Source organism: Amycolatopsis sp. WGS_07, from assembly GCF_045278895.1.
In the GTDB taxonomy this organism is placed as follows: domain Bacteria; phylum Actinomycetota; class Actinomycetes; order Mycobacteriales; family Pseudonocardiaceae; genus Amycolatopsis.
On the sequence record NZ_CP136053.1, the window covers coordinates 1981850 to 2003871 of the forward strand.

General features: G+C 67.0%; 24 protein-coding genes. 15 read left to right on the forward strand and 9 right to left on the reverse strand.

The window, feature by feature from the left end:
• Positions 1-393: 393 nt before the first annotated feature.
• Positions 394-939, reverse strand: coding sequence for a TetR/AcrR family transcriptional regulator (locus tag RPX00_RS09200; RefSeq protein ID WP_406639043.1), 546 nt, complete (start codon positions 937-939; stop codon positions 394-396).
• Positions 940-1407: 468 nt separating this feature from the next.
• Here RPX00_RS09200 and RPX00_RS09205 point away from each other — a divergent pair, with 468 nt between their 5' ends.
• Both RPX00_RS09205 and RPX00_RS09210 read left to right on the forward strand, forming a co-directional pair.
• On the forward strand, positions 1408-2010 hold the full coding sequence (locus RPX00_RS09205) for a nuclear transport factor 2 family protein (protein WP_406639044.1): 603 nt from the start codon (positions 1408-1410) through the stop codon (positions 2008-2010).
• Complete coding sequence (locus tag RPX00_RS09210; RefSeq protein ID WP_406639045.1) at positions 2007-2621, forward strand: response regulator transcription factor; 615 nt, start codon at positions 2007-2009, stop codon at positions 2619-2621. The genes RPX00_RS09205 and RPX00_RS09210 overlap by 4 nt, the downstream gene beginning before the upstream one ends.
• On the opposite strand, the gene RPX00_RS09215 is transcribed toward RPX00_RS09210, so the two are convergent.
• The 4 genes from RPX00_RS09215 to RPX00_RS09230 all read right to left on the reverse strand — a co-directional run bounded on the left by RPX00_RS09215 (position 2611) and on the right by RPX00_RS09230 (position 6153).
• Positions 2611-3825 carry an amidase gene (locus RPX00_RS09215; RefSeq protein ID WP_406639046.1) on the reverse strand — a complete coding sequence of 405 codons (1215 nt, stop codon included), beginning with the start codon at positions 3823-3825 and terminating at the stop codon, positions 2611-2613. The genes RPX00_RS09210 and RPX00_RS09215 overlap by 11 nt on opposite strands.
• Positions 3822-4070, reverse strand: coding sequence for a hypothetical protein (locus RPX00_RS09220; RefSeq protein WP_406642843.1), 249 nt, complete (start codon positions 4068-4070; stop codon positions 3822-3824). The genes RPX00_RS09215 and RPX00_RS09220 overlap by 4 nt, the downstream gene beginning before the upstream one ends.
• A gap of 22 nt (positions 4071-4092) precedes the next feature.
• Complete coding sequence (locus RPX00_RS09225) at positions 4093-4599, reverse strand: flavin reductase (RefSeq protein ID WP_406639047.1); 507 nt, start codon at positions 4597-4599, stop codon at positions 4093-4095.
• Positions 4600-4695: 96 nt separating this feature from the next.
• Positions 4696-6153: an ATP-binding protein gene (locus RPX00_RS09230; RefSeq protein WP_406639048.1), complete on the reverse strand. Its 1458-nt coding sequence runs from the start codon at positions 6151-6153 to the stop codon at positions 4696-4698.
• Between the two features lie 137 nt (positions 6154-6290).
• Between RPX00_RS09230 and RPX00_RS09235 the strand changes: the two genes are divergently transcribed.
• The 9 genes from RPX00_RS09235 (at position 6291) to RPX00_RS09275 (ending at position 14131) form a co-directional block, all read left to right on the forward strand.
• Positions 6291-7412, forward strand: coding sequence for an acyl-CoA dehydrogenase family protein (locus RPX00_RS09235; protein WP_406639050.1), 1122 nt, complete (start codon positions 6291-6293; stop codon positions 7410-7412).
• 32 nt (positions 7413-7444) lie between these two features.
• Positions 7445-7825 carry a hypothetical protein gene (locus RPX00_RS09240; RefSeq protein ID WP_406639052.1) on the forward strand — a complete coding sequence of 127 codons (381 nt, stop codon included), beginning with the start codon at positions 7445-7447 and terminating at the stop codon, positions 7823-7825.
• Positions 7826-7838: 13 nt separating this feature from the next.
• On the forward strand, positions 7839-9110 hold the full coding sequence (locus RPX00_RS09245) for a Rieske 2Fe-2S domain-containing protein (protein WP_406639054.1): 1272 nt from the start codon (positions 7839-7841) through the stop codon (positions 9108-9110).
• A complete protein-coding gene (locus RPX00_RS09250) occupies positions 9103-9606 on the forward strand; it encodes an aromatic-ring-hydroxylating dioxygenase subunit beta (protein ID WP_406639055.1) in 504 nt (167 codons plus the stop codon). Before RPX00_RS09245 ends, RPX00_RS09250 begins: the two co-directional genes overlap by 8 nt.
• Entirely contained in the window at positions 9603-10334 is a 732-nt protein-coding gene (locus RPX00_RS09255) for an SDR family NAD(P)-dependent oxidoreductase (protein ID WP_406639057.1), read from the forward strand. The genes RPX00_RS09250 and RPX00_RS09255 overlap by 4 nt, the downstream gene beginning before the upstream one ends.
• A gap of 26 nt (positions 10335-10360) precedes the next feature.
• A complete protein-coding gene (locus RPX00_RS09260) occupies positions 10361-11317 on the forward strand; it encodes a PDR/VanB family oxidoreductase (RefSeq protein WP_406639058.1) in 957 nt (318 codons plus the stop codon).
• A 179-nt stretch (positions 11318-11496) separates the two neighbouring features.
• Positions 11497-12822 carry an MFS transporter gene (locus RPX00_RS09265; RefSeq protein ID WP_406639059.1) on the forward strand — a complete coding sequence of 442 codons (1326 nt, stop codon included), beginning with the start codon at positions 11497-11499 and terminating at the stop codon, positions 12820-12822.
• Positions 12823-12865: 43 nt separating this feature from the next.
• Complete coding sequence (locus RPX00_RS09270) at positions 12866-13435, forward strand: helix-turn-helix domain-containing protein (protein ID WP_406639060.1); 570 nt, start codon at positions 12866-12868, stop codon at positions 13433-13435.
• Between the two features lie 72 nt (positions 13436-13507).
• Positions 13508-14131: a DUF4190 domain-containing protein gene (locus RPX00_RS09275; RefSeq protein WP_406639061.1), complete on the forward strand. Its 624-nt coding sequence runs from the start codon at positions 13508-13510 to the stop codon at positions 14129-14131.
• Positions 14132-14176: 45 nt separating this feature from the next.
• Here RPX00_RS09275 and RPX00_RS09280 read toward each other — a convergent pair whose 3' ends face one another.
• Both RPX00_RS09280 and RPX00_RS09285 read right to left on the reverse strand, forming a co-directional pair.
• Entirely contained in the window at positions 14177-14500 is a 324-nt protein-coding gene (locus RPX00_RS09280; protein ID WP_406639062.1) for a 2Fe-2S iron-sulfur cluster-binding protein, read from the reverse strand.
• A 16-nt stretch (positions 14501-14516) separates the two neighbouring features.
• On the reverse strand, positions 14517-15689 hold the full coding sequence (locus RPX00_RS09285) for a cytochrome P450 (RefSeq protein WP_406639063.1): 1173 nt from the start codon (positions 15687-15689) through the stop codon (positions 14517-14519).
• Positions 15690-15778: 89 nt separating this feature from the next.
• Between RPX00_RS09285 and RPX00_RS09290 the strand changes: the two genes are divergently transcribed.
• Both RPX00_RS09290 and RPX00_RS09295 read left to right on the forward strand, forming a co-directional pair.
• Positions 15779-16690, forward strand: coding sequence for a LysR family transcriptional regulator (locus tag RPX00_RS09290; protein ID WP_406639064.1), 912 nt, complete (start codon positions 15779-15781; stop codon positions 16688-16690).
• 109 nt (positions 16691-16799) lie between these two features.
• The gene (locus RPX00_RS09295) at positions 16800-17078 is read left to right on the forward strand and encodes a hypothetical protein (protein ID WP_406639065.1); all 279 of its coding nucleotides are present in this window, start codon (positions 16800-16802) and stop codon (positions 17076-17078) included.
• Positions 17079-17083: 5 nt separating this feature from the next.
• On the opposite strand, the gene RPX00_RS09300 is transcribed toward RPX00_RS09295, so the two are convergent.
• Together RPX00_RS09300 and RPX00_RS09305 are read right to left on the reverse strand one after the other, a co-directional pair.
• Complete coding sequence (locus RPX00_RS09300) at positions 17084-17431, reverse strand: type II toxin-antitoxin system PemK/MazF family toxin (RefSeq protein ID WP_406639066.1); 348 nt, start codon at positions 17429-17431, stop codon at positions 17084-17086.
• Between the two features lie 3 nt (positions 17432-17434).
• Entirely contained in the window at positions 17435-17656 is a 222-nt protein-coding gene (locus RPX00_RS09305) for a ribbon-helix-helix domain-containing protein (protein ID WP_406639067.1), read from the reverse strand.
• A 2310-nt stretch (positions 17657-19966) separates the two neighbouring features.
• Between RPX00_RS09305 and RPX00_RS09310 the strand changes: the two genes are divergently transcribed.
• Together RPX00_RS09310 and RPX00_RS09315 are read left to right on the forward strand one after the other, a co-directional pair.
• On the forward strand, positions 19967-20731 hold the full coding sequence (locus RPX00_RS09310; RefSeq protein WP_406639068.1) for a hypothetical protein: 765 nt from the start codon (positions 19967-19969) through the stop codon (positions 20729-20731).
• Between the two features lie 817 nt (positions 20732-21548).
• On the forward strand, positions 21549-21947 hold the full coding sequence (locus RPX00_RS09315) for a hypothetical protein (protein ID WP_406639069.1): 399 nt from the start codon (positions 21549-21551) through the stop codon (positions 21945-21947).
• Positions 21948-22022: the final 75 nt, after the last annotated feature.

Genomic DNA, 22022 nt, shown 5'->3' on the forward strand with positions numbered 1-22022 from the left:
CGGAGCACTCGCGTTGCCCGCCGCAGCCCGGCCCTCGCACCACACCTGCCACACCGAGAAAGCCACCTTTCGACCGCGCCCGCCCTGGCAATAGCGGCCACACGAACACTCGCGTCGCCCGCCGCAGCATGGCACCTCTTGAGCTGGGATGGCCGCCTTCGACCCCGCCCGCCTGGCAACAGGCCCGCAGCGGAGTGCACCCGTGTCACGCGTCTCCCACCGCCCCGCGGCCTGCGCGTTCCACCCCCGGCCGCGCCTAGATGGTCGCTTTCGACCGCGCCCGCCTGACAACGGTCGCCAGGTCCACCTCGGCTGTCGCATTGGGACGCTCGCATTGCGCCCGCAACCCGGCCGTCGCGGGAATCCGTTGTCTCCCTAGCCCGCCGGACGCGGTCAGCGGGCAAGAACCCCCTGCAGCAGCACGTCCAGGAGATGCCGAGCGCGGGAATCCCACTCGTCCTCGTCCAGGCGGGTCAGGTAGCCCGACAGGATGAAGAAGTCTCGAGCGTCGATGTCGGGGCGGATGGTTCCTTCGGCTTTTCCGGCGTCGAGCAGGAGGGTGATGGCGTCGCCGAGGGGGCCGTGGCTTTCTTCGGACAGGCCTTTCCACACCGCGGTTTCCAGCGCCGCGAAGACGCCACGCTTGACTCGCGCGTATTCGGCGATCCGGTCGAACCAGCGGGACAGCGCGTCGACCGGTCCGTGGGCGGTCAGCAGTTCCGGGGCGAGCGCGACCAGCTCCTCTACCTCCTGCCGGTACACCTCGGCCAGCAGGTCCTCGCGAGTGGGGAAATGCCGGTAGAGCGTCCCCTGGCCGACGCCGGCTGACTTGGCGATCGCGTTCAGGCGGAGTTCTCCCGAACCGGCAATTGCCTCGCGGGCTATCTCGACGATCCGTTCCCGGTTCTCCCGGGCGTCGGCTCGTTGAGGCCCGCTCATGGCCGGCTCCTGAGCCTGGCACCAGTGGAAACGCGCATAGCGCAACGGTATCGCGGACCGGGCGAGTGCCGCATAATCGGCGCGGAGGCGGGGGCCCTCGGTGTTCCAGGCCTGGCGGGGTTCTCAGGCGCGGGCGCTCGGGGCTGACGGCCGGGATACACGGCACCGAGGCACGCCGCGCAGAGATACAGGGGGCGCGCGGCGCAGGGGTGCAGAGGCGCGCGGCGCAAAGGTACGGGAGGTACGGGACAGGCACGGAATTGATAACCGGCGCCAGCCTGTTGAAACATGCCTCGCATAACTCCCCGATTCGATTGACAACCCTTCCGGCCTGGGCAGAGGCTGAGCAACAACCTGCCGACGCCACGGGAGCGGTCCGGTTACCCTGTCAACGGGCCGAAAACCGCACCGAAAGGCCAGACCCGGCACCGAAGCACCAACCGTCACGACCGCCTGGTGAGGAAAACGATGTCTCTCGAGCACGCCGCAACGTCCGACCCCCAGGACCGGATCGCCGCACTGGAGGAAACCGTCGCGGGGCTGGTTCGGCGGGTGGGAGTGCTTGAGGCCGAGGCGGAGATCCGGCGGGTGCAGGCGCGGTACATGTTCCTCTGCGACACGCCTTGCCCGGAGTTCGGCGTCGGCGGCGACGAGGAGCGGATCGACCTCATCATGGCGCTCTACACCGACGACGCGGTGTGGGAGGGCGTCGGCGAGTACTACGACGGGCAGTTCGGGCGGGCCGAGGGCGCGGACGCCATCCGGGCGCATTTTCAGCGGTTCTGGGGCGAGAAAAAGGATCCCGAACTTCTGCTGAACGCGCATTATCTCACCTCCGAGCAAATCCACGTGGACGGCGACGAAGCCACCGGGCAATGGATCCACATGCAGCCGTGGCTGTTCTCCGACGGGAAGGCGCTGCTGCGGTCCAGCCGGTTGAACAATGCGTTCCGCCGCGAAGGCGACACCTGGCGGATCACCCGTACTCGCACCGAAAACGTCTTCATCGCCCCGTTGCCCGAGGGCTGGGCCAGCGACTATCCGTCGGCCTCGGTGCTGATGAAGCCATGAGCGACGATCCGGTGGTGCACGTCGTCGATGACGACGAGGATTTGCGGCAGTCGCTGGTGTTCCTGCTGGAGAGCGTCGGCGTGCAGGCATTGACCTATCCGGACGCGCAGACCTTCCTCGACGAGTTCGATCCGGCCGAGCCCGCGGTCATCATCGTCGACGTGCGGATGCCCGCGATCAGCGGCTTTCAGCTCCAGGAAAAGCTCGCGGAAATCGACTGTCCGGCTCCGCTGATCTTCTGTTCCGCGCACGGCGACATCCCGATGTCGGTCCGCGCGCTCACCGCGGGAGCGGTCGACTTTCTGGAGAAGCCCTACCAGGCCCAGCGCATGGTCGAGGTGGTCCAGACCCAGCTCATCGAGGCCCGCCGGCGGTTCGCCGAGCATGCGGAGCGGCAGGCGGTCCGGGCGCGGCTGGACACGTTGACCCAGCGGGAGCGCGAGGTGCTCCGGTTGGTGGTCGACGGGATGCCGAGCCAGGCGATCGCGCATCGGCTCGGCACCAGCGTCAAAACCGTGGACGTGCATCGAGCGCGGATCAAGGCGAAGACGTCGGCGGACAGCCTCGGGACGCTGGTCCGCGACATCCTCACTCATCGCGTCACGGTTTGAGCGACGTCTCCACCCAGCGGCCGGTGCCCAGCAGGGCGGACTCGCCTAACGCACTGCCGACCAGTTGCAGTCCCAGCGGCAATCCGGCCTCGTCCCGCAGGCCGGGCACGGCGACGACCGGCAGGCCCAGCGCTTGCCAAGGGCGGCTGAGAACCGGATCGCCGGTCGCGCCCAGGCCTGCGGGGGCGGAGCCGAGTGCGGCGGGCGCGAGCACTGCGTCGTAGCCGGTCGTGATCTCCGCCAGCCGCGAAGCACCGGAGGCGACAACGGCAAGCGCGGCTTCGTACTCCGAACGCGGCATCTCCGCGCCAGTACGCAGAAGTTGCGCCAACGGAGCGCTGAGCCGGTCTGCGGAGGCAAGCTCGACGGAACGTTCCCGCGCCGCTTCGTAGGCCATCACCACCGGGTGGGCGGCGGTCAAGGCGGACACCAGCGCCGGGTCTGGGAATTCGTCGACCACGGCACCGGCGGCGCGCAGTCCAGAAACCGCCGTGCGAAGCGCGGTCTGCATCGCCGGGGTCGCGTCCTCGGGAGACCACACCAGCAAGCGCGGCGTCGAAACAGCCGCCTCCGGTTTGCCGGACAAGGCTGACCAGGCCAACGCCAGGTCGGAAACCGTCGCGGTGAACATGCCGTGGCTGTCCAGGCTCGGGCTCAGGCCGGTGACGCCGTCGACCGGGAACCGGCCCCGGCTCATGACCAGCGAGGCGACCCCGCAGAACGCGGCCGGTCGGGTGACCGAGCCGGCGGTCTGCGAGCCCAGCGCCAGCGGAACGTGTCCGGCGGCGACGGCGGCCGCGGAACCGCTGGAGGAGCCGCCGGGCGTGTGGCCGGGCGCGGCTGGGTTATTCGTGGGGCCGGGCGCGAAGAAAGCGAATTCCGTAGTGACCGTCTTGCCGATCGGCACCGCTCCGGCCCGACGCCATTCACGGACGATCGAAGCGTCCACAGTGGCCGGTGGGGCATCCTCGCGCAGTACCGAACCGCAGCGGGTCGGGAGCCCGGCCAAGTCGATGATGTCCTTGACGCCCAACGGAACCCCACCCAGCGGACCCGTCGAGACAGGCTCGTAAGCCGACGAAACCCAGGCGTCGTATGAAGCGGCAGCGATCCGCGAGCGAGCCTCCGCGAGCGCGGCTTCCGGCGTCGTCCGGCCAGCGGCGAGGTCGGCGACGAGGGCGCGCAACGACCACGGGGCGGTCACGGCTGGGTCCAGGCGGCGTCGGCGGTCCAGTAGTCCATGCCGCTCGCGCTGACCGCGTGCCGCCAGTCGGACGTCCGGCGCAGCAGCGGCTCGACGCGGGCGGTGGCCTCGTCGGCGGCTTCCGGGCCGTCGGCGGGGGCCTGCCAGTGCACCCAGTCCAGCTCGCGGCCGTGCTCGTCGTGCACGAACAGGTCGACGTGCCGCCAGCCGTAGCCGTGCGTGTCGTTGTAGCAGGTCAGAGTCATCCGGTCCACGGGATCTCCTCGCTCAGGCGCTGAGTGCGGCGAGCCGGTGGAAGCGGCGCTGGAAGTACACCAAAGCCCCGCTGTCCGGCGCGGTCAGCACCTTCTCGATCTCGACGAACAGTACCGAATGCGACCCGTGTTCCTGTTCGGCGACGATCCGGCCGACCAGCGAGGCGGCCGCGCCGCGCAGGACGGGGGCGTCCTCGCTGTCGAGGTCCCAGCAGTCCTGCTCGAACCGTTCGGCGGTCGGCACCTTCGTCGCGCCGGCGAAGTGCATCGCCAGGTCCTCCTGGCCGGGGCCGAGGACGTTGACGCAGACCCGGCCGTTGCCGACCAGGATCGCGTGCGACCGGCTCGACCGGTTGACGCACACGAGCACGGTCGGCGGGCTGTCGGTGACCGAGCAGGCGGCGCTCACCGTCATCCCGGCGAGGCCGTGCGGGCCTGCGGTGGTCACGACGTTGACGGCCGCGGAGAGGTTGGCCATCGCGGTGCGGAATTCGCGCTGGGTCCGGGTCAGCTCGGACACGGTGCCTCCTAGTACTGGGGCCTGGACTGCCTCGACCGTACAAAGCCGCACCGGCGGCGGGATATCGAGAACTTCCCCGGCGTAGCTGAAGAATTCCTAACCCGGGCCGGTCGCGGGCAGTGCGAAGCCGAACCGCGAACCGCCGCCCGCGCGGTGTTCGGCCCAGATCGTCCCGTGCTGGCGGGTGATGATGCGGTGGCTCAGCGCCAGTCCGATGCCGCTGCCGCGCTCCTTCGCGGTGAACGACTCGTCGAACGGGTTGCGCGGGAAGCCGCGGCCGCGATCGTCCACCGTGACCACGCCGGTGTCGCCTTCGCGGCGCGTGGTGAGCACCAGGCTGCGCCGCTGCTGCGGGCACTGCGCCATTTCCTCGATCGCGTTGAAGCACAGATTCAGCACGACCTGGCCGGTCAGCACGCGTTCGCAGTGCACCGGCACCGCCTCGGCGGACCGCTCGAAGGTCACGTCGATCGCGGCCGGTTCGGCGCGCAACCGCACGAAATACAGGCATTCCTCGACGATCTCGTTGAGGTCGGCCACCTGCTCCACGTGCTCCAGATGCCCGACGAACGCCCGCACCGACGACACGATCTGGCTCGCCCGTTCGATCTGCCGGACAGCGCTGTCGATGCCGTACACGACCGGCGCGGCATCGAGCGTCCGCGACCGCACCCCGGCCAGGAAATTGCCCGCGGCGGCGAGCGGCTGGCTCAGCTCGTGCGCGATCGCCATCGCCATGTCGCCCATCGCGGTGTAGCGCGCCAGGTAGTTCTCCCGGTGCAGTTCGCGCTCCCGCCGGACCTCGCCGCGCACGCGTTCGGACACGTCGTAGAGCAGCATCAGAAACGCGTCCCCACCAGGCTCGCGAAGCCGTTCGACGCTTCCCTCCAGCCACACGCGACCCTGGATTTCCAGCCGCACCTGGGTACCCGGCGCGGCCCGTTCGCGGACCTCGTCCCAGGTGGCCGGACGGCCGTCGAGGCGCAGGCCCGCGTGGTCGGTCAGGCAGCCGAGCGGCTCGTCCGGGGTCGCGCCGAACAGCTCCACCGCGGAATCGGTGACGAACCGCAGCGCGCCCGACGCGTCGAGCATCACCGCGAGCGCGGACGTGTGCCGGGCCAGCGCGTCCACCCACGACGTGGTCAGCCGCAGCTCACGCTCGATTTCCTGCTCGCGTTCGATGTCGCGGAACTGCACCATCACCGCCGGGCCCTGCTCCAGCTCGACCCGCGTGGCCACCGCGTCGGTCGGGATCACCCGGCCGGATTTGGTGCGGTAATGCCATTCGATCCGGCTGACCCCCTTGTCGACGGCCTCCTGCAGCCACGCCCGCCCGATCACCCGGTCGTACTGCTGCGCGGAGCTGCTCATGTGGTTCGCCTTCAACGGCCGCAGCTCGGTGACGCTCCATTCGAGCATCTCGCACGCGGCCGGATTGGCCCACAGGATGTTCTTCGTCGCGCCGTCGTGCACGAGCACGCACGTGCGGCTGGCGTTGAGCATCGCGACGAAATCGTGCGTCGTCAGCTCGGGCGCGCGCGGGTCTGCCTCCATCGGCTCAGGGTAAAGCCCCTGGCTGACGGCTCGCACTGAAGAAATCCCCTACGCCCGCTCAGGCACTACCAATCCCCGCGCGGCGGCGAGGTTCGTACCGTCGGGGCGACCGCACCGCCCGTTCCCGAGGAGCATCGATGAGCGAAGTCACCATGGAGGAGGTGCTCGTCGAACTCGCCAAGCGCAAGGACGAGTTCCAGCAGCAGCGCTACGTGCCGCGAGACTTCATCGAACGGCTCAAGCAGCTCGGCATCTACCGGGCGAGCACCCCGGCGAAGTTCGGCGGCAAGCCGCTTCCGCCAGCCGAGTTCCTCCGCCTGATCGAGCGTATTTCCACAGTGGACGGTTCGACCGGCTGGGTCGCCAGCTTCGGCTCCTCGCTGATCTACCTCGCCGCGCTCCCGCTGGACACCCAGGCCGAGCTGTACAAGGACGGTCCGGACGTCGCTTTCGCCGGCGGTCTCTTCCCGGTCCAGCCCGCCCCGGCGACCGAAACCGGCTTCCGTGTGGACGGCCGCTGGAAGTTCGCCAGCGGCTGCATGGGCGCGGACATCCTCGGCGTCGGCATCCCCGGCGACGAGTCGACCGGCGGCAAACCGCGCACCGCGCTGCTGCGTCCCGACCAGGTCGAGATCGTCCAGGACTGGGACGTCGTCGGCATGCGCGGCACCGGGTCGTTCGACCTGGTCGTACGCGACGTCGAGGTCCCGCGTGAGTGGACGTTCATCCGCGGCGGCGCGCCCACCGTGGACGAGCCGCTCTACCACTACCCCACGATCGCTTACGCCGCACAGGTTCTCGCCATCGTCGGCGCGGGTGTCGCGCGTGCGGCGCTGGACCACGCGCGTGAGGTCGGCGCTGGCTACACCGGCGTCACCGGTGCGCCGAAGCTCGCCGACCGTGGCTACTACCGCACCGGGTACGCCGACGCCGAAGCCGCGCTGCGGTCCGCCCGCGCCTGGTTCTACGAGGTCAGCCACGAGGTCTGGGAAACCGTCGTTTCCGGCGACGAGGCCAGCGACGAGCAGAACGCCCAGCTGCGGCTTTCGGCCGCGCACCTGGCGAAGACGTCGTCCGAGGTGGTTTCGAAGCTCGTCGAGATTTCCGGCACCGCGCCGATCTACGCGACGCACCCGTTGCGTGGACTTCAGGGCGACGCACTGGTACCCAAGCAGCATGCGTTCCTGGGCCCGGCCATCCACGACGCCGCCGGCGCGGTTCTCATGGGACAGCCGCCGACCAGCCCCGGATTCCGCTGACCAGCCACCACCACGACGAGGAGTCTCCGACTGTGAGCACGCAGCCCCTGCGGGTGCTTTTCTGCATCGGCATCAACCAGAACTTCTTCGACCTGCCCGCCGACGGCATCACCATCGGCGACGTCTGGCAGGCGTTCGTGTCCATGATGGACCAGCTGAAAGCGTTGCCCGGCATCACTTTCATCGGTGACATCGACGACGACTCGCACATGGTCGGCCCGTCCGACGGCTGGCCGTGGACCTGCTACATCCTCGCCGACGCCGACAGCCAGGAAACCGTCAAGGCCGGGTGCAACCTGCTGCGCACCGTCGAGGTCGGCAGCAACGGCGTCAAGTTGTGGCGCTTCGCCAAGATCGAAGCCCGGATCGGCCGTCCGCTGACCGTCCGCGAAGACGTCGAACTGCCCAACTGAAATCGGAGACCTCATGACTGAGAACGCGAGCGTTCCCGCCGATTTCGCCGAAAGCGACCGCGTCGCCGCGCGGCTGTACACCGATCCGGAAATCTTCGAACGCGAGATGACGCAGATCTTCGAGCGTTCGTGGGTGTGGGTCGCGCACGAAAGCGAATTGGCGCAGCCGGGGAACTTCAAATCCACCTACGTCGGCCGTCAGCCGGTGATCGTGACCCGCGACCGCAAGGGCGCGCTGCACACGATGCTCAACCGCTGCCGGCACCGCGGCGCGAGCCTGTGCGAGAAGCCGAGCGGCAAGGCCAACGGCTTCACCTGTCCGTACCACGCCTGGAGCTACGGCCTCGACGGCAAGCTGCGCGGTATCCCTTATCCGGACGGCTACGAAGGCGTTTTGGAAAAGGGCGAGCTGTCGCTGAAGAAGCTGCGCACCGAGTCGTACGGCGGCATGATTTTCGCGACCTTCGCCGAAGACATCGAATCCCTTGAGGACTTCCTCGGCGACGCCAAACTGTGGATCGACCGGTTCATGAAGCAGGGCGGCGGCTACCCGATCAAGGTACTGGGCAAGCACCAGTTCAAGTTCCGCGGAAACTGGAAGATCCAGCTGGAGAACACCACCGACGGCTATCACTTCCCGATCGTGCACCGGTCGTGGATGGCTTCGGTGGACGCGGAAACGGCCGACATGATGTCGTTCATGACCGATCCGTCGGCGATCACGCATTCGCTCGGCAACGGCCACAGCGTCATGCAGATGGTGCCGGAGCACTCCGACCTCGACGTCGACGACGGCTCCGAACCGCTGCAGGCCCGGTTCGACCACGTCGTGGCCGAACTGTCGAAGACGCTGGACGAGGCGCAGGTGCGCAAGGTCGTCCGGGCCATGCACGGCACCGGGTTCAACCTCAACCTGTTCCCGAACGTCTCGATGTCCGCGGCGTTTTTCCGCGTGCTGCGGCCGATTTCAGTCAACGAGACCCTGATCGAGCACGTCGCGATCGGTCCCGACGGCCCGCCGGAGCTGGACATCGTGAACCGCGAACGGATGCGCATCCACGAGCACTTCCAGGGCCCGTTCGGCTTCGGCACACCCGACGACGCCGAGGGCTGGGACCGCGTGCAGCGCGGCGCGCACGGCGGCCCGGACCTGCCGATCCTGGTCAACCGCGGGCTCGCGCGGGAAAAGGCGAGCCCCGAAGGCTGGCCGACCTCGCACGTCACCGACGAAACCGGCATGCGCGCCGCGTACGCCCAGTGGAAGGAGATGATGGGCGATGACTGAAGCCATCCCCACCACTGACACCCGGGTCGCGCGCGCCGTCGACCTCGTCAACCGCGAGGCGGAACTGCTCGACCGCACGGAATACCACGTGTGGGAAAAGCTGTTTACCGAGGACGGCATTTACGTCATCCCGATCGACCGGGAAACCGACGATTTCGCCGGCTCGCTGAACATGGTCTACGACGACGCGCGGATGCGGCAGATGCGCGTCGCACGGATGACCGAGGGTTACGCGCTCGCCGCTGTCGATTCCGCGCGCACGGTGCGCACGGTGTCGCGATTCGTGCCGGAATCCGTTTCGGACAACGAAGTTGTGCTCCGGTCGGCGCAGATCCTGGTCGCTTACAAACGGGGCAACCACGACCTGTGGGCGGCGGATCTGGTGCACCGCATCCAGTTGTCGCCGGACGGTCCCGAAGGCGACCGGATCGCGTTGAAGGTCATCCGGCTGGTCAACAGCGATGACGCCGTGCCTGCCGCGGGATTCCTGCTGTGAGCGCGCACGTTGCCGTAGTCACCGGCGGCGCGAGCGGGCTCGGGGAAGCGATCGTCCGGCAGCTGCACGCCGAGGGCTACCGCGTCGCGATCGCGGACGTCAACGGCGAAGCGGCCGAGAAACTCGCCGAGGAACTCGGCAACTGCCGCGGCTACCTGGTCGACGTGCGTGACCGTGCGGCGCTCGCGCAGCTGAAGGACGACGTCATCCGCGACTTCGACAGCATCCAGGTGCTGGTCAACAACGCGGCCCGCACCCAGGCGGCACCGCTGATGGAGATCACGCCGGAAGACCTCGACGCGGTCCTCGCCGTCAACTTCACCGGCACGTTCACCGCCTGCCAGATCTTCGGCGCATACTTCGCCGAGCAGGGTTACGGGCGGATCGTGAACATGGCGTCGCTGGCCGGCCAGAACGGCGGCACGGCGACCGGCGGGCACTACGCGTCGTCCAAGGGCGCGATCATGTCCGCGACGAAGGTGTTCGCCCGCGAACTCGCGCCGAGCGGCGTCACCGTGAACTCCGTGTCGCCCGGGCCGCTGGACAGCCCGATGGTGCATTCGATCGTCGGCGAGGACAACCTCGAATCCTTCACGAAGAACATCCCCGTCGGCAGGCTCGGCGACCCGGCGTTCATCGCGCGGATGGTGTCGCTGCTCGCCTCGCCCGGCGCGGCCTCGGTCACCGGGGCGTGCTGGGACGCCAACGGCGGCCTTTACCTGCGCTGAACCGCTTGTCCTGAAACGGAGAGCCGATGCCGAACACCGTGGTCCGCGTGGCCGAGGTCATCGAGGAAGCGCCCGGGATCCGGGCGCTTCGCCTCGTGCGCGCCGACGGCCTGCCGTTCGACCCGCACCCCGCCGGTGCGCACGTCGACGTCACCGGCCCGACCGGGATCCTGCGGCAGTATTCGCTGTGCGGACGGCCGGACGACACGTCGTCGCTGCTGATCGCGGTGAAGCGGGAGCCGGATTCGCGGGGTGGTTCCGAGGCGCTGCACACCGTCGCGGAGAACGACAAGCTGGAGATCGGCGAGTCCCGGAACCTGCTTTCGCTCGCTCCGGACGCCGACCGGCACGTGCTGATCGCGGGCGGCATCGGCGTGACTCCGTTGCTGAGCCTGGCTTATCAGCTGCACGCGGACGGTGCGGAATTCGAACTGCACTACTTCGCGAGCAGCCGGGAGTCGGCGGCTTTCGTTTCCCTGCTGGAAGAAAAGGCCGAATTCCGGGATAAAGTACTGCTCTACTTCGGCGTTCCGCGCGGCGAACAGCCCGCGGTGCTGGCGGAAGTGGCGAGCGGGCTCAGTTCCGCCGGGCACGTGTACACCTGCGGTCCGGAAGGCTTCATGGAGCAGGTCACCAGCGTGTTCGCGCCGGTGGTCGGCGAAGCGCAGGTGCACGTCGAGCATTTCACCGCGGCCGAGGTCGACACGAGCGGCGACCAGGCGTTCACCGTCGAACTCGACACCGGCGAGGTGTTCGAGATCCCGGCCGACCGGTCGATCCTGTCGGTGCTGACCGACAACGGGATCGAGGTGTTCAAATCGTGCGAGGAAGGCATCTGCGGCTCGTGCGTTTCCGGGGTGCTTGAGGGCACTCCGGAGCACCGGGACCAGTGCCTTTCGGCCAGCGACAAGGCTTCCGGCGACCAGATGGCGCTCTGCGTGTCGCGGGCCCGCACCGAAAAACTGGTGATCGAGCTGTACTGACCGCGAGGGCCGGGATCTGATGATTCCGGCCCTCGCGTCTATTAATTGATAGATTTTATTTATCAATCCGCCGGAAATCGGACTTTGCCTCCTTCGTCACGTGCTACCTAAGCTGTGTCCACCGTTTCCCCACCACCGGACACCTCGCGCATTCCGCGTGAGACGACGAAAGGCCGGCTATGGCCAAGCGCGACGAAGCGCACTCTCCCGGCGTGCTGCGGCTCGGATTCGCCGCCGGCGTCGGCACTTCCCTGGAAATGTACGATTTCTCGATCTACGGCACCGCGGCGGCGCTCGTGTTCGGGTCGGTCTTTTTCAAAACCGGCAATGCCTGGTTCGGCACCTTCATGAGCCTCGCGACGTTCGCCATCGGTTTCGTGATGGCCCCGCTCGGCGCGGCCCTCTTCGGCTGGCTCGGCGACCGTCGCGGCCGCCGTACCGCACTGTACGCCGCGTTTCTGCTGATGGGTTTCGCGACGCTGGGCATGGGCGTTCTCCCGCCGTACGCGGTGATCGGCATTGCCGCACCACTGCTGTTGGTCGGGCTGCGCCTGCTGCACGGTGCCGCTCGCGGCGGGGAAAGCGCCGGTGCCGCCGTCTTCGCCGTCGAACACGCGCCGGAAAAACGGCGTGGCCTTTACGGTTCCTTCGTCGCACTCGGCTCGCCGATCGGCGTCGTACTGGCGAACCTGGCTTTCGCGCTGGTCCTCCTGCTGCCCAATGAGGAGGTCATGAGCTGGGGCTGGCGGCTCCCGTTCCTCGCCGGCGGGGTCGTGCTGGCCATCGGAATCTGGGTGCGCCGCGGCGTTTCGGAAAGCCCGGAATTCGAGAAAATGGCCGCCGCCGAAACGCGCGCGAAAAAGCCGCTCGCCGACGTCCTCCGCTCGAATTGGCGACGGCTGCTGCTGATCGCCGGTGCGAACCTCGGCCTCACCGCCTGCACTTTCGCACTGGTCACGTTCATGCTGTCCTACGCGACCGCGGCGGCACCGGAAGGCCTCGGCCTCCCACGCGCCCCGATCGTCACCATCTCGACGATCACCCTGCTCTGCCACGCCGCCGCGAACGTCGGATCTGCCTGGCTGTCCGACCGGATCGGCCGCAAACCGGTGATGCTGACCGGCTCGGTCCTCTCGATCGGTGCCGCGCTCGTGATGTTCCCGATCGCGTCCGCCGGCACCGTCAGTTCGGTGTTCTTCGCGCTGCTACTCGGTTTCACCGCCACCGGAATCCTCTTTGGACCGATGTACACCTGGTTCGCCGAGCTGTTCCCGCGAGAACAGCGCCAGTCCGGCCTCGGCGTGGGCTACCACGTCGGCGCGGTACTCGGCGGCGGCCTGTCCCCGATGATCGCCAACCGCATCGTCGCCGCGACCGGCGACGCCCTCGCGGTCGGCTACTACCTGGCCGCACTGCTCGTGCTGAGCCTGGTCTGCCTGCTGATCCTCCCGGAAACCGCCCCCGCGCGACGCGCCGCGAAGCCGGAACCCGAACTGGTCGGCTGACCTGCACGCACCCCAGTCTCGCGACTTCCGCGAGACTGGGGTCATGCGTGAGATCGACGAAGTCCTGGACGCGGTCGGCCCGAGGCTGCGGGCCCTGCGCAACCGGCGCGGCATCACCCTGGCCGATCTGTCCGTGGAGACCGGCATCTCGGAAAGCACCCTGTCGCGGCTGGAAAACGGCCAGCGCCGGGCGAATCTGGAACTTCTCCTCCCGCTGTCGCGCGCCTACGACGTACCGATCGACGACCTGGTGGGCGCTCCCCGCGCCGGCGACCCGCGCGTCCACCTGCGCCCGATTCACCAGCACGGGATGACCTACGTGCCGCTCACCCGGCGTCCGGGCGGGGTGCACGCGTACAAAATGCTGATCCCCGGCCGCTCCGCCGAACCCGCGCTGAAGACGCACAGCGGTTACGAATGGCTGTATGTCCTCAATGGCCACCTCCGCCTGATCGTGGGCGCGAAGGACCTGACCGTCCCGCCCGGCGAGGCCGCCGAGTTCGACACGACGGAACCGCACTGGCTCGGCTCGGCCGACGGCGGCGCGGTGGAGCTGCTGATCCTCTTCGGACTGCAGGGCGAACGCGTGCACGTGGAGCCGCGCCCGAATTGATATCGGGCACGACGTAACACTCGGGGCGATTCGCGCGACCTGGTTGTGGTCAAACGATCACGAAAGGCTCACATGTCCGCCCCTGACTATCCTCCGCCGCCCGCGCCCCAGGCAGCTCCGCCTGCCTACCCGGTCCCGCCGAAAAACGGCCTCGGCACCGCCGGGTTCGTGCTCGGGCTGGTCGGCCTGATTTTCTCGTTCATCCCGATCATCGGGATCATCGCGTGGCCGCTGGTGATCCTCGGGATCATCTTCTCCGCGCTCGGCTTCGCCCGGACGCGGTCCGGAAAGGCCACGAACAAGGGCCTCTCGATCGCCGGGCTCGTGCTTTCGGTGATCGGCCTGGTGCTGTGCATCGTGTGGGCCGCGACGGTCACCAAGGCCGTCAACGAGATCAACGACGAGGCGAACCGCTCCGTCACGGTGCACTACGAGGTCACCGGCACCGCGAAGGACGCCTCGATCAGCTACACCACGATCGGCGACGGCGGCGCGTCCACCAACCAGGAGCAGCCGAAATCCCTGCCGTGGTCGAAAGACATCTCCACGAAGGGCCTGATCAAGGGCGGCACCCTGAGCGTCACCACCGGTGCTGAAGGCGGGGACGTGACCTGCAAGGTCGTCGTGGACGGCAAGGAAACCAAGACCGCCAAGGCGTCGGGCAACTTCGCGACCGCCTCCTGCAACGGCTTCTGACCTCCTGCCCGGCTCCGGAAACTTCTCCGGAGCCGGGCAGCCGACTCAGAGCTGCGTCTCGGGCAGATCTACCTCGATCTCTTCGAGCGCCCCGCCGAGCTTGAGCTGACAGCCCAGCCGGCTGCGTCGCTCATCCCTCGGCGCAGCAGTGCACTCCAGCATTTCCTCCTCGTCCTCCGACCTCGGCGGCAAGGCGGACAGGCAGTGCTCGCGGACATACACGTGGCAGGTCGCGCACATGGCTTGTCCACCGCATTCGCCGACGATTCCGTCAACGCCGTTCTCGACGGCCGCGCGCATCACGTTGGTGCCAGTGGGCACGTCGACGGTGCTGGCTCCGCCGTCGTGGTGAAAAGTGACCTTGGGCATGCGAATCTCCTCGGGGTCAGTCCCAGTGCACGGGCAGGGTCAGCACGCCGCGGAAAACCCAGCCGCCGATCGTCGCGGGGCGAGCCGGATCCAGCCGCAGCCCCGGGAAATCGGCGAACAGCCGCGGCAGCGCGACCCGGACCACCGACGTCCTGGCGACCCAGGCTCCGGCACAGAAATGGTTGCCACCGCCGAACGCGAGATGCGGTTTGCGCGGCCGGTCGATGTCGTAGGACTCCGGATCGTCGAATACCTCCGGATCACGATTCGCCGCACCGATCACGATGCCGAGCCGGGTGCCGCGCGGGATCGCCATGCCCGCCACTTCGGTGTCCCGCGTCGCCTGCCGCGGATACATGCCGATCGGCGCGGTCCAGCGAAGGCACTCCTCGAACGCGTCCTGCCATCGCGACTGCGCCAGCACAGTCTCCAGTTGGCCGGGGTGCGTGAGCAGCGCCCACACCGTGGTCGCGACTGCGTCCCGCGGTTCGTTGAGCCCGCCGCCGATGGTCATTTTCATGTTGGCCCGCAACGCTTCCAGCGGCATCCCGGAAGCCCCGAGCACCGACAGCAGGCTGCCGTCCGGCTTGTCGCACAACACCGGCAGCATTTCGTCCATGGCCGCGTCGACCTCGCGCGACGAGCGCTCCGCGGCAGCCCACACCCGCGGATCATCGGCGTAGTTTCCGGTACCGTCGATGAGGGTTTGGGACCAGCGCTGCAAATCCTCCGGGGACGCATTGGCGAAGCCGAGAACGGTACGAAGGTTTTCCGCCGCGTACGGCGCGGCGAATTCGGCAACCAGATCCGCGCCCGGCCCGGCACCACGCAACCGTTCGGCGTAGGTCCGGTAGTTGCGCTCGAAGACCGCTTCCCACTGCTGCTTGATCGCTTTCGGCCGCAGCACGCCGCCGTAAGCCTTTCGCTCCACGTCGTGTTCGGGGTCGTCCTTGCGCAGCATGCTGTGCCCCATCGCGCGCTTCATCAGCGACTGCTCTTCGTCGGCCGAGAAACGGTCTTGGTCCAGCTCGATCTCATGGCTAGCTTCGTAACCCACGACCAGGCAACGGTCGACCGCGGGAACCCAGTGGATTGGCGCGCTCTCCCGCAACCGCCGGTAGATCGGGTACGGATCGGCGTACAGGGCCGGAATTTCCACCCACTCCGCAGTCGGGATTTCGGTTGTCATCGTCGACCTCCTCGACAACCAGCCTGGTGCGGCGCGCTACCACAGGTAAAGTCCAAATAACCTGCCAATAACCACACCAGAGGTTGGTTATGCCGCGCTACACCCTGCGTCAGCTCGAGTATTTCGCCGCCGTCGCGGAGGCGAGATCGATCTCGTCGGCAGCGACCAACCTGCACGTCACGCCGACCGCCGTAGCCTCAGCCCTCACCGAGCTGGAACGCATCCTGGGCAGCCAGCTCGTGGTCCGCCGCAAGGCACACGGCATTACGCTCACCCCGACCGGTCAGTACCTGCGCGCGCGGATCGCCGCTCTCCTGCGCGAGGCCGACGAACTCGAACGCGCGGCCGCTGGCGAACTCGCCGGCCCGCTGGTGCTGGGCTGCTACTCGACCGTCGCGCCGACGATCGTCCCGATCCTCATGAAGTGGGTCCGCGAGCACCATCCGCGCATGGACCTGTCCGTCGTCACCGGCAATCAGGCCGAACTGCCACAGCGCCTGCTCTCCGGCGAACTCGACCTAGCGATCGGCTACGACATCGCGCTGCCCGAGGGCCTGGAGTCCGTGCTGCTGTACAGCGCACCGCCGTACGCACTGCTGCCCGCCGGACACCGGCTGGCACACCGCGAGACGGTGTCTGTCACCGAACTAGCGGACGAGCCCCTGATCATGCTGGACCTCCCACCCGCCGCCCAGCACACCCGGATGCTGTTCGAGCGCGCCGGCACCGAGCCCCGCGTGGAACAGCGGACCACCGATTTCGAACTGACCCGCTCACTCGTCGCCCGCGGCTTCGGCTATTCGGTGCTGATCCAGCGTCCCGCGGTGAACCGGTCCTACGAGGACCTGCCGCTCGCGCTGTGCGAGATCACCCCCGCGATCCCGCCCGCACACGTGCTGATGATGTGGTCCCGCGAGGTCCGCCTCAACGACCGAGCCGCGGCACTGGCCGCCTTCGCCACCCGCAACGCCGAGCAACTGGACCCTCGCCGCCGCGCCTGACCCGTCAACTGGTACCGAAAAATAGGGTCGAAACTGGATCTGGCTGGCACCAGATGGATCTCGGACAGTGAGAAGCAAGCACTGAGCGATCCCCACCAGCGAGGCAGTCATGACGGCCCAGATCCTCCCGCTGAACCACCGCGAGCGAGCCACCCTCACCGCCGTCGGCCTCGGCCGCGCCGAGATGACCTGCAGCTGCGAACCCGACCTCTACATCGACGGCGTCGCGTGCTGCGACCAGTTCACCGCCCACCGCCTCGCCCGGCTCGCCTTGGTGATCCCGCTACGCACCGGCCGACGCGGCGAGCGCGTCCCCGCACTCCTCACCGACGCCGGTCGAGCCGCGATCGATCTGCCAGCCACGGACTTGCCGCAGTCCGCCGCCTAACCCCCTCAAAGACCAAGATGCAGGCGCAATGCCTGATCCAAAGCCCGAATCTGTTCGTCGGTGAGACTGCCGCACTTGCGGCCGACCCGCTCCACTGCGACCGAGCGAACCTGCTCGGCCTGCGCCTTGGAATCCCTCGACAGCCCGGTCTCCTTAGCCGGCAACAGCACCTGGAACGGATACACCCGCTCCACATTCGAGGTCACCGGCACCACTGTCACCACGCCACGACCGAGGCGCTCGGTCGTCATATTCGCCATGTCATTGCTGACGATGACCGCGGGCCGGGTCTTTTTCGCCTCCGCACCCCGCACCGGATCGAGGGCAACGAACCGAATCTCCCCCCGCCGCACGACTCAGGACTCCAGTCCGTCGCCGACCACCGCGTCCCAAACCTCGGCCTCTCCCGTCTCGCCCCAGTCCGCCCACGCATCCTCGTAGGCATCCCTGAGCCGACTAGCGCGCAACGACGACACCGCCTGGTGCAGCGCCGCGGACCGCGATTCGATGCCCTGCTCCTTGGCGTAGTCATCGAGGAACCGCACATCTTCCTCGGGAAGACTCACACTCACCTTCACACCCTCGATACTACTCCGGGTACTACCCGCATGACCAGCTATAGGTAGTACCCGGCCTGGCTCAGCAGCAGGCGGGTCTCGCCGATCAGAGGATTGTCGATCAACGCCCGTACTGCCTGCCCTCGTTTCCACGGCGGGCATGACACACGTTTCGGATTACTGCTGAGAAGAACCATTCCGGCACCGCACGCGCTGGACCCAGCGACCGACCGCCGTTCACCATCGGAGCGGCGGTTCCCAAGCCTGATTTACGGAGCCGGCAAGGGGGTTCGAACCCCTGACCTTCTGTTTACAAGACAGACGCCCGACGTCCTTCCCGGTCCAAGCCAGACGTTTTCGCAGGTCAGCGTCCAGCACTAGTCCAGGTCAAGGCCTCCCATCCAGGCCCGTCCACCTCGTTCGTGAGACGTTCGTGAGACGTGTGTGCGACGGTGCCACTGACCGGAGTGCCATGAACACCAACCGAGACAGCCAAACAGCCCCCTTTGATATCGACAAAGATCACAGGCGAAGGCACACCAGCCATCAGCGGCCAATCGCCTGCGCGAGCCTCGCGACACGCCCGGCCTCCCTTCCTGCCGGCCACGCTCAGCCAGCGCAAGACCTTCGAAATCAGCGGTCCGCGGCTGCCTACGCAGACGAATTGAACCTCGTTAGCAGGCCGCCTATCGCCATCCAGAATCCGGTGGACCTCGACCCTGAACTGGTCAGGTGCCGCGCAGAATCGCCGCTCAGCACCGGCGACGGGTTGCGCCTGGTCCAAAGCCATCCGACCCGACACTCCCAGCCAAAAGTTCGAACATTGCGCGTTCGTGGGGGCTCGGGTTGCTCCGCAGGAACGCTCCGACTGCCGCCGTCCGGGGATGTCTTGATCGCCGTTCGAACGGTCACCGCCCAGGGATGACGCCTCCGCCGACATCCGTAGACAACCCAGGCGAAGCTGTGGAGAGCTTCGGAGCCGCGCCCGCCAGCGATCTAGCCGGCAGGCCTCTTGCCCGCTGCTGCAAGGCGCGATCGGCGCAGACACGAAGCAAGAGCAACGACGGCACAAGGCTCGGCACTCGCATCCGAACTGTTCTCGAGGAGGTCAAGAGCTGTCCCGGCCGCAAGCGCGCTCGTGTCCGCCCGGCCCCTCGGGATACTGCTGCGGAAGTTCCAGGATTTCGCAGCCCTCACGATGCCCGTCGAGCCAGCCTTCGGGTCAGCAACCTCACCACCTCAGCGACCAAGGGTGGACCTGTCCAAAGTTGCCCAGACAGTCGCCCGACAGCATTCGCCGGAGAGAAGCCAACGACCGACTTCCTGGCCGGTGACCGGTGAACGCGTCCATCAGCGCTTCTGCCAAGGCCGCACTGGCCACCAAGATCCTCTCTGCGTTCGACGACGCTCAGGCTAACGGGAAGCGGCGTCCCGGTCGCCCCGCGTTGCAGGCATTGACCGGAGCGACTGAGCACCAGATCAGAATGGCCTTAAAGGAGATCAACAAGGCAAGCAAGCAAAGGAGTCACATCTCACCAGCGGAACCGCTGGAGTTCGGCACGGTCGGCAGTGACTGGCAAGGCGGAGGCTTCAATCGTCCACCAGAAGCTTGTGCCGACGAAGGTGAGCTGAAGGGCTTCAACTACGCCACCAATCCGCAGGCTGGAGAGTCACCAGTTCGCCAACCCGCTGGCCATTCCCCCCGGTCCGTAGCTGGTGGAGCACCCCGCCGCACGGCACACCATCTTGGTGGTGCTGGAGACCCGCAGCCTGGCAACGACCCAGATCTCGGACTAGGCCTAACGGATACGAGTACGCTCCAAAAGACCAAGCGGCCCGCCAGCGGCTGTTCACCAGCGATCGCCAGTTCGCCAGCAGAGGTCACCAGTTCTCCAGCCAAGGCCGCCGAACCGCCAGACCGCTCCACCGAACGGGGCAGCGAAGGTTCACCGCAACCGGATGCGCCCTCTCCTGCGCTGACGTTGGCAGATGCCTCTACTTTTCCGACCAACGGCACCGGACGCCACGCGGTCAACACGCCTGGCGGAACGCGCACTCCAAGCACCGGACGATGGCTCTCCGGGCCTCGACAGAACGGATGAGTTGACTCGTTGGGTCCGGTTCGGTTGGCAAGCTTGGGCAGGCCCGCTCTTTAACGTCATCGGGTTCGCACTGCTCTCAGCTGGTATAGCCGGACTAGTTGCTGACCGCGTTGCGGGAAGGCCCCTCTTTCCGCTGGCTGACTGGCGGGTCGCGGGAGCGGTTGCAGCATCGGGAGCGCTGTCAGTCGCTTTGGCAATCCGCGTGTGGCGGACGGCTCCGCGAAGGAACGTGACGTTGCGGCCGCTGTCAATGGAGGCCCGCGTCTTCTATCTCGGTTTCGCTGGCGCGCTTGCCGCCTCGGCCGATGCGTCATTCCGTGTGTGGCATGACGTGCTCAAAGTGCACTGGTGGGAGGCGATCGCGTTCTTCAGCGTGGTCGAGGTGTTATTGCTCGGCTCCGGGCTCGCTATGCGCGTGCGGTTGATCTGCGGCAGTCGTCCGGGCGTATATCGGCGGATCGTCTGGCTGCTTTCTGGCTTCGGGGTGGTGGCAGCGCTGCTGGCTTCGGAATGGCCGGGCAGCCTGTGGCGGGCCTTGGGCGGACCGGTGGCGTCCGTGCTGGCCCTTCATCTCGCGCTCGGGCTCGAACTACGGGACGAGAACGCACGCGAGCGGCTATCGCGGGCGCGCCAGGTCCTGCGGTCAGTCGGCGAGCACCTGTTGTCGTACGTCGGTGCGGGTGCCGGCACCCAGACCTGGATCGTGATCCGGAGAGGACGCGCTCTCGGCCGGGCAGCTCGTCTCGCCTCCAAACCAACGCTGACCCGGTGGGGCCGCAGACGGCTAGCCCGCGCCGCACGGGCGTGCGGCGCGGGTCGATCCGAATCGGCGACGGATGATCTGCTTGAGGCAATTGCCGCTGAGCGCGCGATAGGCGCGCTGTTGACCATGCAGACCGTGTCGCCCTGGGACGGCAAGACCGTGATCGACGCCCCGGCGATGGTCTACCGCCGTTTCAAAACACCGAAACCGTCGACGACGTCAGGGGACTGAGCAGGAACCGACGGGACGCGTCCGGTCTTCGCCTCGCATCCGGCGAACAGCCGGCCGGATGCGTCCCGTCACCTCCGTGGACTGTCTGACCAGCACAATTGCCGATTTACCAATGCCGGTTGCTGTAGAACGGAAGCAGCACGTCGGCCACGACCTGATTGGAGCTAGCTTGTCATGACCAGGCATCTTTCCCTCTCCGACGAGCTGAAAGCACTGCTCGTTCGGGGCACTCGCGCGTGGCTCAGCGCAGAGCAGGCACCCTCAGATCAGTCGCCGTACGGGCCGCTGTGGTCATCGGCCGTGCACGCGGAACCGCGGACGGATCATGGCCAGGCGAAGTATGAACTGCGGAAGCACCGAACAGCGGATCGCCTCGACTCGATGCACGAGTCGATGAAGCACGAGTCGATATTGAGCCTTCTCGCCAGGCTCGACGCCCCAAAGGGCTACATCGTGGGCTACCGATCCTGGGGGCATCCTGCCGTGTTCATCCGGGATCCTGTCTCCGACGATTCATAGCCGGTGCCGGGGTCGACGTTCTCGACTCGCCTGGAACCCTGCGCTCACCTGGGATTTCGTCAGGCTGGCGAAGGCCCACATGTGCGCGATGTCTTTGAGCCATCGGCTGGCGATGAAGCGATAGCTCACGGGTCCTTCCGTGCCAACCGGCTCCGACTGCTCCATATAAATCCGCTTCCTTCCGCTCATCTCACCGCGGACCGTCACTCGTCGATCGATAGAAAACTGGCCGGAGATGCCTGCTAGCTTCGTCTTGCCAGGCGAACGAAGGAACATCCCGCATATTCAGGAGGCCCGCATGCCATTGCCATTCGACAGGAAAAGCTCACTTCGAGTTTCCTTGTCAGAGTTCAACAAAGACGGGCTTTTCGCGTTAATGGTTCACGGTAATCGATACGGCGGAAACTGGAATATTAACCTGTTTCCTGCCGACGAACGCCCCGCCGACAACTCGCGAGGGTCGATCATGACAAGCTGGGACCACAAGAGCGACGACCTTACGAAGGACGACAATTTCCCAGATCTGGCACTCGACACTGCGTACGTTTGGCTCAACAGCGAGGCCAGCGCGCTCGGCTGGCGGTTGGTTTATTGGAGCAGCCTTAAAGACCAGATCCCCAAAGATCAACAGCCATTCTTAATTCTGGCACAGGCAGTGATTGGCAACGAACACTTTACCCCTATGAAGGATGCTTAGCCAGTCAACGCCCCTGCGGCTGAGAAGATTCGTGAAAGACTTCCCTGGGGGGCTGCAGGTAGGCCTTGGCCTAAA